The following is a 10183-nucleotide window of genomic DNA, read 5'->3' as shown; positions in this document are numbered from 1 at the left end:
TTGGTATATCGAAATCGCCCGCCAGCCCTATTCCAGGGGCGGGAACAGCCGGTCATGGATGCGCACCAGATCGGGCACCGATTGCGCGCCCATCTTGCGCATCACCTGGCCCCGGCGCACCTTGACGGTGATCTCGCGCACCCCGAGCTCCGCCGCGATCTGCTTGTTGAGCAGCCCGCGCGCGACCAGCTCCATCACTTCCCGCTCCCCGGGCGTGAGCGTGCGATGGAGCGCGCGCAGATGCGCCAGGCCGGCCGCCTCGCGGCGCCGGACCCGATCCCTGGCGATTCCTTCGTTGATGGCGTCGAGCAGGGCCTGCTCGTCGAACGGCTTGGCCAGGAACTCGATCGCGCCGGCCTTCATCGCGCGCGCGGTCATCGCGATATCGCCATGGCCAGTGACGAAGATCACGGGCAGCCCGATGCCGAGATCCTTCATCTGGCGCTGGAAATCGAGGCCGCTCTGCCCAGGCATGCGAACATCGAGCACGAGGCAGCCGGGCGCTTCGGACAAGCTGTGCGCGAGAAACGCCTGGGTGGAGGAGAACGCCCGGCACGCGATGCCGACGGACGCGAGCAGGTCCTCGAGGCCCGCACGGACCGAGGCATCGTCGTCGACGATATAGACGACCGGCATCGCGCCGTCATCGGCCGGGGCAGTCGCTTCGATCGTCATCGCCTCGCTCCCGAGATTGGCAGGCTTACGCGGAAAATGGCGCCGGAAGGCGCATTGGCCATCGCCCAGATACGCCCGCCATGCGCCTCGACGATAGCCCGGCTGATCGTCAGGCCGATGCCGGTGCCCCCTTCCCGGGTGGTCCAGAACGCCTCGAACAGACGCTCCTGCGCGCCCGCCGCAAAGCCGATGCCGGAGTCCGCGACCGCCAGGATCACCGACTGTTCCTCGCGCGCGGTGGCGATCACGATCCGCCGCCCGGCTTCCGGCCCGCTCGCCATCGCCTCGATCGCATTGAGCAGAAGGTTTCCGACGACCTGGTGCAGCTGCACCCGGTCGGCCAGCACGGCCGGCAACGCCTCGGCCAGCGCCAGCTCCAGGCCGATGCCGTTGCGCTCCAGCTCGCCCCGCGCCAGCTGGAGCGCTTCGTCGACGACCGCGTTGAGATCCATCCGTTCGCGCCTGGGCGCCTCGTGCCGGGCAAGGCTCCGCACGCGCTGGATCACCATGCCGGCACGGTTGGCATCGCGCAGGGCCCGTTCCGCCGAGGCGCGCGCCCGTTCGAGATTGGGGGATCCTGCCCCAGCCACCGGAGGCACGCATTGGCGCTGCTCGCGATCCCGGTCAGCGGCTGGTTGACTTCGTGCGCGATCGAAGCGGTGAGCTCGCCGAGACTGGTCACGCGCGCGAGCCTGACGAGCTGCGCGCGCGCCGCATGCACCGCGGCTTCGGCGGCCACCACGCGGAGCGCGAGCCAGGCGGTGATGCCGATCGCGGACGTGCTGATCGCCAGGTTGACGATGCCGGCCTCGTGCGAGCCGCCGGCCGTCAGCGCGGAACTGGCCAGGGTGAGCAGGATGCACAACCCGGCGAGCGCGATGACGTTGCGGCGGGGAAAGCGGCCGACCGCCAGCAGGATGATGGCGATGTAGAAGACCGCCGCGGCGATCTCGAGGTCGGTGACCGTGTCGGCGATGAAAATGCCGGCCGTCAGCGCCGCGATCGCCGCCGCCTGCAGCCATGATTTCCATTGCATGGGGAACCCGCCCGTTTCGAACATGCCCCATATATGCCCGATATGCCCGGGCATCGACACCGGTGCCCGGCAAGCCCGGCGGATCGCGGCAATGCTTTGACAAGCAATGGCTGATATATCCTCGCCGAGAGGTTTCGCATGGATTGGCCCGCGATCCGGAGTTTCATCATTCGCCACCGTTTCGCCATTCGCGACCTGGGGCTGGTGCTGGCGGCGGTAGCGGCGCTCGCGTATTGCGCGTTCGCCTTCGATCTGTTCGAGAACGAAGACGGCCTCACCGTCCACAAGGCCGAGATCGAACTCGACGAGGCGCTGCTGCTGGGCGTGGTGCTGGCGCTGGGCCTGCTGCTCTTCGGCGCGCGCCAGTATCTGCGCCAGAAACGCGAGATGGCCCGCCGCCTCTCCGCGGAGGGGGAAGTCCGCAAGCTCGCCTATCAGGACGTGCTGACCGGCCTGCCCAACCGGCGCCGGTTCGACGATGCGCTTGCTGCGGCGCTGGGCGCCCCGCCGCGGGCCGGCGCTTCGCACGCCGTGCTCCTGCTCGACCTCAACGGCTTCAAGGCCATCAACGACGTCCACGGACATGCGGCCGGCGACGAGCTGCTGATCGTCGTCGCCCAGCGCCTGCTTGGCGCGATTCGCGATGGCGACCTGGTCGCACGCTTCGGGGGGGACGAATTCGCGATCCTGGCCACCCATCTCGCCGATCCCGAGGTCGCGACCACCATCGCGCTGCGCGTGATCGATGCGCTCGACGCCCCGGTCCACGCGGCGGGCGCCACGCACCGCGTCGGCGCCGGCATCGGGATCGCGCTGCTCCCGGTCGACGCCACGAGCATCGAGGAAGCGATCCGCAAGGCCGATGTCGCGCTCTACCGCGCCAAGGCCGAGCGGCGTTCAGCGCTCCGCTTCTTCGAGCCGCAGATGGACGTGCGCATCCGCGAGCGCGCCGCGATGGAGGCGGCGCTGCGCCGGGCGCTCGACGAGGAGCGGATCGATATCGTCTACCGGCCGACCTTCGACCTCCGCACGCGCGGGGTCGTCGGGTTCGAGGCGGCGCCGCGCTGGATCGACCCCGAGCATGGCGAGATCCCGATCGAGCGGTTCCTGGCCATCGCCGACGAAGTCGGCCTCATCCATGCGCTGGGCGAACGCGTGCTCCGCCTGGCCTGTGCCGCCGCGCGCTCCTGGCCCGCCGGCATAACGCTTTCGGTCGACATCCATGCCAGCCAGCTGAGGGACAATCTCCTTGGCGCCCGAATCATGCGCATCCTGGGCGAGGCGGGCATCGCGCCCGCCCGCCTCGAGGTCGACGTGACCGAAAGCGCGTTCGTCGCCGACCTGGACAATGCGCGCTCGGTGCTCGGCAACCTCAGGGCGTCGGGCGTTCGCATCGCGCTCGACAATTTCGGCACCGGCTATTCGAGCCTCTATCACCTGCGCAGCTTCCGCCTGGACAAGGTGAAGATCGACCGCAGCTTCGTGCAGGCGATGACGCGCGAGCGCGAAAGCGCCGGGATCGTGCAGGCCCTGGTCGGCCTCGGCCACGGCCTGGGGCTCACCATTGCGGCGGAAGGCATCGAAGCGAGCGACCAGGAAGGCGCGCTGCTGGGCACCGGATGCGAACAGGGTCAGGGCGACCTGCTCGGCCCGCCCCTGGACGCGGCGGCCGCGGCGGCATTGTTCGACGAGCACCGGGCCACGGGAAGCACGCCACAGGGATGAGCGCTTCGATCCGGTGGGATCGCGCCTCGGCCTTCGGGGGCTTCCCCGGAACCGGAACGGTTGCGAAGTATGGCGGAGCGTAGCGGAGACAGTTCGAACCCGTCGGGGTTCGCAAGGCCGAACGGCCGTCCGAGCCGAGGCGAGGCCCTGAAACAAGAACTGGCGGAGAGGGAGGGATTCGAACCCTCGTTACGGTCTCCCGTAAACCGCATTTCGAGTGCGGCGCATTCGACCACTCTGCCACCTCTCCGCGAGGCGATTGTGCGTGGAAGCATTCCACGTCGGTCGCTGTGAGCGGGGGCCCCTAGCGCAGCGTTTCGGATACTGCAAGCGCATCCTTGTACCTGCGCGCAGAGATATTAGATTAAAGGCATGACTCAGACACCCGGTGCCCCGATTCCCTATGAACCCGGAATTCCGATGCCGCCGGTCGCCACCGCCCGCTTCGCCATCGGCGAGGTGGTGCGGCACCGGCAGTTCGAGTTCCGCGGCGTGATCTTCGACGTCGACCCCGTCTTCGCCAACAGCGACGAATGGTATGAGGCGATTCCCGAGGACGTGCGCCCGCGCAAGGACCAGCCCTTCTACCATCTGCTCGCCGAGAACGACGAATCGAGCTATGTCGCCTATGTCAGCCAGCAGAATCTGGTGGCCGATGATAGCGAGGAGCCGGTCGATCATCCGGCGATCAACGGGCTTTTCGACGGCTATGCGGCCGGACGCTACACCTTGAAGCGCACGCACCGGCATTAACTGCCCGTTTCGGGTAGTTACCGGTTGACTTCTGATCGAGCCTACCTTAGCTGCGCCCTTCCTCCTGCCGGGGTGCAACCTTGGCGGGCACAAGCATTTGAACCAGAGAAGAGACCGATGTTCGCTATCGTGCGCACGGGCGGCAAGCAGTATCGCGTTGCCGCGGGAGACAAGATCGTGGTCGAGAAGCTCGACGGCGAGGCCGGTTCGACGGTCACGCTGGGCGACGTGCTGCTCGCCGGCGAAGGTGGCGAGCTGAAGTCCACCGAGGGCCTCACCGTCTCGGCCGAGATCATCGCGCAGGCGAAGGGCGAGAAGGTCATCGTCTTCAAGAAGCGCCGCCGGCACAACTATCGCCGCAAGAACGGCCATCGCCAGAACCACACCATCCTGAAGATCACCGCCATCGGTGCGCAGGAAGAGAAGAAGAAGGCCGCGCCGAAGGCGAAGAAGGCCGCTGCTGCCGAGGGCGAGACCCCGGCCGCGGAAGCGTAAGCAGAATACGAGGAGTATAGACCATGGCACATAAGAAGGCAGGCGGCTCTTCGCGTAACGGTCGTGATTCGGCCGGCCGTCGTCTCGGCGTGAAGAAGTTCGGTGGCGAGCTCGCGGTTGCGGGCAACATCCTCGTGCGCCAGCGCGGCACCAAATTCTATCCGGGCGTGAACGTGGGCATGGGCAAGGACCATACCCTTTTCGCGCTCGTGGACGGCCGCGTGTCGTTCAAGGAAGGCAAGCTTGGCCGCAAGTTCTGTTCGGTAGACATGATTGCGGAGGCTGCCGAGTAACATCGGGCAACCGACCGGGTTGTCCACCAGGACGACCCGGGTTCGACGAACGAACCAGCTGAAAAGGGAGACGGGTCGCCCCGGCTCCCTTTTTTATTTCCTCCCTGACACCACGGCGCAACAACCTCGTCACACTAGCGTGGCGTGGGGCGTCGCAGGACCAAGGAGATGGTCATGTTCGTGCGAACGCAAAGACTGACATTACGGCCGGGCTGGCCCGAGGATGCCACCGCCCTGGCCCAGGCGATCGGGCATGAGAGCGTGGTGCGCAACCTCGCCTTGCCGCCCTGGCCCTATCCGATCGAGGCGGCCGAAACGTTTCTCGCCGGTTTCGGCAACCCGGCCGAACCCAAGTTCCTGGTGTTCGAGCATCGGGGCGGCGCGACGCGCCTGATCGGCGGCATGGCGGTGGGCGCGTGGAAGGACGAGCCCAACGAGCTCGGCTATTGGCTGACCCCGGACGCCTGGGGCCATGGTTTCGCGACCGAGGCCGGGCGCGCCGTGCTGCAGGCGGCGCGGGCGCGCGGCGTCCGCCGCATCACCGCGGGCCATTTCATCGACAATCCCGCCTCGGGCCGGGTGCTGCGCAAGCTGGGTTTCCGTCCGACGAGCCAGCTCGTCACCATGTATTCGCGCGGCCGCGGCTGCGACGTGGCAAGTGCCCGGTACGAAATCGACCTTTCCGAGGGCGATTGCGGCGGCGACGCGGACGATCGAATGGCGGCATGATCGATCCTCCCCGGGCCCGCCCCGGGGAGGATCGCTTGATGTCTGTGCTTTCCCCCTTGGAAATCATGGCCTAAGCCGGGGGTTTCTGGGGACGACACAGCACAAGATGACCGCCGCACCACGCAAACGCCTTTCTCCCGAAGAATCCCGCGACGCCGCGCTGGAGGCGGCGCGCGCGCTGCTGCTGGAGGCGGGACCGCAGGCCGTGACGCTGAAGGCGGTCGCCGCACGGATCGGGCGCACCCATGCCAATCTGCTGCACCATTTCGGCTCGGCCGCCGGGCTGCAAAAGGCGCTCGCCGCCAATATCGCCGGTGGCGTCACCAGCAAGATCAGCGCCGCCGTGATGCGCGCGCGCGCCGGCGACCATGACGATCACGAAGTGGTGAACCTCACCTTCGACGCATTCGACAAGGGCGGCGCCGGCGCGCTCGCCAGCTGGATGATCCTGACCGGCAATCAGGACGCGCTGGACCCGATCCTGGAAGCCATCCACGGACTGATGGACGAGCTTGCCGAAGGGCATGACGACAAGGCCCATTCGCTGCGCGAGGAGACGCTCCAGCTGGTCCTCATGGCGGTTGGCGATGCGCTGCTCGGCGCCCCGATGGCGCGCGCGCTGGGCCTGCCGCGCGACAAGGCCCGCCAGATGGCGGTCGCCCAGCTCTCGCGTACCATGGCCGAGCATCATGGCGACATGGAGAAGCCGCAATGATCCTGTTCTCGCTGGCATTGACCGTGCTCGCCCTACCGGACAAGACCTGCAATCTCTCGGCGCAATGGGGCACGAAACTGCCCAGGAAGAGCGCCGATGCCTATGGCGTGCGCGACAATGGCGGCGAGGCGCTATGGGGCTTCATCCGCGCCAGCGACACCGCGCTCGAGGATTTCGCCAGCGGCGCCGGCCGCGAGACGCCGCACCGGCCGATCATCCTCTATGCGGCCGACACCGATTGCGCGGCGGTCGAGCGCTATGCCGCGATCATCGAGGCCGCCGCAAATTGCGCGCCGGACTGGTGCGTGGTGAGCTATCGCCCCGCCCCGCCACTGGCGAGCCCGCCCAGGGCCATTCCGTCCAACTAGGGTCACGACTCAATCAGCAAAGCCCGTCATCCCGGCCTTGCGCCGGGATCCCGCTTCTTCTTGCACCGGCGAAATAGCGGGACCCCGGCGCAAGGCCGGGGTGACGAAGGAAGAACCAGAGGCCCCGACCTAGCCGGTCCTTGCTCCGCCGCGGCGCGCTTCCTGCCCCATCGCCTCGATCACCGCAGCGGCAAGGCCGGCGATGGTGAACGGCTTGCGCAGCACGGTGCGCCCCTTGAAGATCGCCGCATCCGCCTCGCCGGCAAAGCCGGTGACGAACAGCACCGCGACTCCTTCGATCCGATCGCCCAGCGCGGCGATCATCTCGGGGCCGGTCCGGCCGGGCATCAGCACGTCGGACACGATCAGATCGAGCGACGGCAAGGCCGCGATCGCCGCGGGCACCGCCAGCGGATCGTCGCAGCCGGTCGCACGATGGCCAAGCTCTCCCAGCGCGCCCAGCGTCGCGGCGAGCACGCGCGGATCATCCTCCACCACCAGGATGTCGAGCGCCCGCCCGCCACTATCCGAAGCATCCTCGGCGATGGGGGCCGCTGCGGGAGCCGCTCCTTCCCCGACATGGCGCGGCAGGTACAGCATCACCTGGGTGCCCTTGCCCGGCGCCGTGTCGATGCCGATCTCGCCCCCCGACTGGCGAACGAAGCCGAAGATCTGGCTGAGCCCCAGTCCCGTGCCCTTGCCCACCGGCTTGGTGGTGAAGAAGGGCTCGAACACGCGCTCCAGCACCTCGGGCGTCATCCCCATGCCGGTGTCGCCCACTTCGATCGTGACATAATCGCCCGCGGCGCACTCGCCGACTTCGTTCTCGGTGAGGGTGATGCCGCCGGTGATGAAGCTCAGCGTCCCCTGCCCCTCCATCGCATCGCGCGCATTGACGGCGAGATTGAGCAGCGCATTCTCGAGCTGGTGGCGATCCACCCAGATCCGCCAGCCCATGCCCGCATCGTCCGTCTCCACCGCGATGCCGTCGCCCAGGGTGCGATCGAGCAGCTCCGTCATGCCGTCGATCAGCGCCCCCGCCTCCACCGCTTCGGGCAGCAGCGGCTCCGCCCGCGAGAAGGCGAGCAGCCGGCGGGTAAGCGCGGCGGCGCGATTCGCGCCTTCCATCGCATTCTCGATATGTTTCTGCGCATCGGGCCCGCCGGTGTGGAGATGGCGCTTGGCAAGCTCCAGCCCGCCGAGCACCACGGCGAGCATGTTGTTGAAGTCGTGCGCGATCCCACCGGTGAGCTGGCCGACCGCCTCCATCTTCTGCGCCTGGCGAAGCTGCTCCTGCGCGGCCTCGCGCTCGCTCGCCTCGGTGCGCAGCTGCTCGGTGGCCTCGGCCACCGCCTCCTGCAGCTCGGCAGCGCGCTCGCGCTCGGCATCGGCCATGGCGTCGGCGACCGCGCGCTCGCCCTGTGCCTCGATCGCCATCCAGCCCAGCAACACCGCGCCAAGCACGATCAGGATGCCGAAGCCGGTGAGCAGCCGCGAGGCGAAGCCCGAATTGGCGAGCAGGTCCGCGGCCGCCTTGCTGCGGCCGTGGAGCGTGACTCGCTCCGAATCGACCACTTCGTTGAGCACTTGCTCCAGTTCGCTGCGCGCGGGGCTCGAGCGGACCTGATAATAGCTGCCCCAGGCATCGCTGTGCCGCTTATAGGCCGAATAGAGGGCAGTGGTGGCCAGTTCCTTCCCGCGCGCGTCGAATGCCCGCTTCAGGCGAATCATCCGCGCGCGCTGATCGCCGCTGTCGGCGGTGAGCTGCTGGAGCCGAGTGAGCTGCTCGGTCGCCCGGTCCCATTGCGCGCCATATTGCTGGCCGAGCTTGCGATCCGCGCTGACGACATAGCGGCCGAGCGCAGCCTCTGCCCCGGCGATCGCGCCGGAAAGCTGGTTCGCGCGCATAATCACGTCGAACGTGTGCTGCTGGCGCGCGATCGCCCGATCGCGCTCCGCATCGGTGCGCTGCTGGATGACCGCCACCGCCGCAAGCACGGCGATACCGAGCAGCGCGAGCGCGCCGAGCAGCATGAACCGCCAGTTCGTCGCCCGGACAGCACGCTCCAGGGCGTTGTTGATCTCACTCATTACGGGCTCGATTTTAGTCGAGCCGACAGGCGCTGAAAAGCGCCCTCAGCCGATGACGCCCACTGCCTGGCCCGCAGCCCGGAACAGGCCCAGCACGCGCTCGATCTGCTCGGCCGAATGCTCGGCGCACAGCGAGCAGCGCAGCAGATAGGTGCCGGCCGGAGTCGCGGGCGGACGGGCCATGTTGACGTAGACGCCGCCGTCGAGCAGCGCCTGCCACATCATCACCGCCTGTTCCTGATCCTCCAGGATCACTGCGATGATCGCGCTGTCCGGCGCCTCGGTGCCGAGCCGGAAGCCCATCGCCTTCAGGCCGCCATGCAGCGCGCGGGCATTTTCCCACAGATGCGCGCGCTTGTTGTGGGCGTGCATCAGCTTGCGGATCGACATTGCCGCGGTCGCCACCACCGAGGGCGGCAGCGAAGCAGTGAAGATATAGGGGCGGCAGGCCAGGCGGATCGCCTCGAACTTGGGATGGTCCGAGATGCAGAAGCCGCCGACGGTGCCGACCGACTTGGAGAAGGTGCCGACGACGAAATCGACCTGGCCCTCGAGCCCCTGGTCCTCATAGACGCCGCGCCCGTTGGGGCCGAAAAAGCCCATCGAATGCGCCTCGTCCGACAGGACCATGCAGCCATGCTTCTTGGCGACGGCGACCATTTCCTTCAGCGGCGCGATGTCGCCGAGCATCGAATAGACGCCCTCGAGCACCACCAGCTTGCCGGCCTCCCTGGGCAGGCGGCCCAGGCGCTTGTCGAGATCCTCCACATCATTGTGGCGGAAGCGGACGATCTCGGCATTGCCCTGCTTGCAGCCGTCATAGATCGACGCGTGGCTGTCGGCGTCGAGGATGACATACTCGCCCTTCCCCACCAGCGTGGAGATCATGCCGAGATTGGCCATATAGCCGGTCGAGAAGACGATCGCGCCCGAGACGCCGTAGAATTCGCGCAGCGCCTGCTCGACTTCCATGTGATCGCGGAAGGTGCCGTTGAGCATGCGGCTGCCGTTGGTGCCGGAGCCGAACTTGTCGAGCGCGTCCTTGCCGGCCTGGATCACGTCCGGGTCGAAGGTCATGCCCATGTAATTATAAGTGCCGAGCAGGATCGTGTCCTTGCCCTTGATCACCGCCTCGGTGGGCGACTTCACCTGCTCCATCACGATCGCGAAGGGATCGGTGACGCCGCTGTCGAGCAGCGCCTGGCGCTCGGCGATCAGGCCGTCGAACTTCGACATCAGATCGCGTTCTGGCGCGACTTCGGCCGGGCTGGCGGAGAGCGCGTCGGCGGTGTTCAGGCTGTCG

At 67.7% G+C, this 10183-nt stretch carries 12 protein-coding genes and 1 tRNA gene; 7 read left to right on the top strand and 6 right to left on the bottom strand.

Annotation, left to right across the window (positions count from 1 at the left end; genetic code table 11):
• Positions 1-27: 27 nt before the first annotated feature.
• From ACIQCS_RS17790 to ACIQCS_RS17780, 3 genes are read right to left on the bottom strand one after another with little or no spacing between them, the layout of a single operon-like run.
• Positions 28-675 (bottom strand): response regulator transcription factor, encoded by a 648-nt coding sequence (locus tag ACIQCS_RS17790; RefSeq protein ID WP_345847374.1) that lies wholly within the window; start codon positions 673-675, stop codon positions 28-30.
• Positions 672-1265 carry a sensor histidine kinase gene (locus ACIQCS_RS17785; RefSeq protein WP_401531415.1) on the bottom strand — a complete coding sequence of 198 codons (594 nt, stop codon included), beginning with the start codon at positions 1263-1265 and terminating at the stop codon, positions 672-674. Before ACIQCS_RS17785 ends, ACIQCS_RS17790 begins: the two co-directional genes overlap by 4 nt.
• Entirely contained in the window at positions 1178-1735 is a 558-nt protein-coding gene (locus tag ACIQCS_RS17780; RefSeq protein WP_345847378.1) for a hypothetical protein, read from the bottom strand. The genes ACIQCS_RS17785 and ACIQCS_RS17780 overlap by 88 nt, the downstream gene beginning before the upstream one ends.
• A gap of 114 nt (positions 1736-1849) precedes the next feature.
• Between ACIQCS_RS17780 and ACIQCS_RS17775 the strand changes: the two genes are divergently transcribed.
• The gene (locus ACIQCS_RS17775; RefSeq protein ID WP_345847380.1) at positions 1850-3436 is read left to right on the top strand and encodes an EAL domain-containing protein; all 1587 of its coding nucleotides are present in this window, start codon (positions 1850-1852) and stop codon (positions 3434-3436) included.
• A gap of 160 nt (positions 3437-3596) precedes the next feature.
• Here ACIQCS_RS17775 and ACIQCS_RS17770 read toward each other — a convergent pair.
• Positions 3597-3686 (bottom strand) — tRNA-Ser (locus ACIQCS_RS17770).
• 122 nt (positions 3687-3808) lie between these two features.
• Here ACIQCS_RS17770 and hspQ point away from each other — a divergent pair.
• The 6 genes from hspQ (at position 3809) to ACIQCS_RS17740 (ending at position 6789) form a co-directional block, all read left to right on the top strand.
• On the top strand, positions 3809-4189 hold the full coding sequence (gene hspQ / locus ACIQCS_RS17765) for a heat shock protein HspQ (RefSeq protein ID WP_280279619.1): 381 nt from the start codon (positions 3809-3811) through the stop codon (positions 4187-4189).
• Between the two features lie 117 nt (positions 4190-4306).
• A complete protein-coding gene (rplU, locus tag ACIQCS_RS17760; protein WP_125621985.1) occupies positions 4307-4684 on the top strand; it encodes a 50S ribosomal protein L21 in 378 nt (125 codons plus the stop codon).
• Between the two features lie 23 nt (positions 4685-4707).
• Entirely contained in the window at positions 4708-4977 is a 270-nt protein-coding gene (rpmA, locus tag ACIQCS_RS17755; RefSeq protein WP_086130412.1) for a 50S ribosomal protein L27, read from the top strand.
• A 174-nt stretch (positions 4978-5151) separates the two neighbouring features.
• The gene (locus ACIQCS_RS17750) at positions 5152-5706 is read left to right on the top strand and encodes a GNAT family N-acetyltransferase (RefSeq protein ID WP_345847391.1); all 555 of its coding nucleotides are present in this window, start codon (positions 5152-5154) and stop codon (positions 5704-5706) included.
• A 106-nt stretch (positions 5707-5812) separates the two neighbouring features.
• Positions 5813-6421: a TetR family transcriptional regulator gene (locus tag ACIQCS_RS17745; protein ID WP_345847392.1), complete on the top strand. Its 609-nt coding sequence runs from the start codon at positions 5813-5815 to the stop codon at positions 6419-6421.
• The gene (locus ACIQCS_RS17740; protein WP_345847393.1) at positions 6418-6789 is read left to right on the top strand and encodes a hypothetical protein; all 372 of its coding nucleotides are present in this window, start codon (positions 6418-6420) and stop codon (positions 6787-6789) included. The genes ACIQCS_RS17745 and ACIQCS_RS17740 overlap by 4 nt, the downstream gene beginning before the upstream one ends.
• A 129-nt stretch (positions 6790-6918) precedes the next feature.
• On the opposite strand, the gene ACIQCS_RS17735 is transcribed toward ACIQCS_RS17740, so the two are convergent.
• Both ACIQCS_RS17735 and spt read right to left on the bottom strand, forming a co-directional pair.
• Positions 6919-8880 (bottom strand): ATP-binding protein, encoded by a 1962-nt coding sequence (locus ACIQCS_RS17735; RefSeq protein ID WP_345847395.1) that lies wholly within the window; start codon positions 8878-8880, stop codon positions 6919-6921.
• 45 nt (positions 8881-8925) lie between these two features.
• Positions 8926-10116 carry a serine palmitoyltransferase gene (gene spt, locus ACIQCS_RS17730; RefSeq protein WP_401531441.1) on the bottom strand — a complete coding sequence of 397 codons (1191 nt, stop codon included), beginning with the start codon at positions 10114-10116 and terminating at the stop codon, positions 8926-8928.
• Positions 10117-10183 lie beyond the last annotated feature (67 nt).

Source organism: Sphingomonas sp. NPDC092440, assembly GCF_044754985.1.
In the GTDB taxonomy this organism is placed as follows: Bacteria; Pseudomonadota; Alphaproteobacteria; order Sphingomonadales; family Sphingomonadaceae; genus Sphingomonas.
This window is presented reverse-complemented; position numbering and strand designations above follow the sequence as displayed.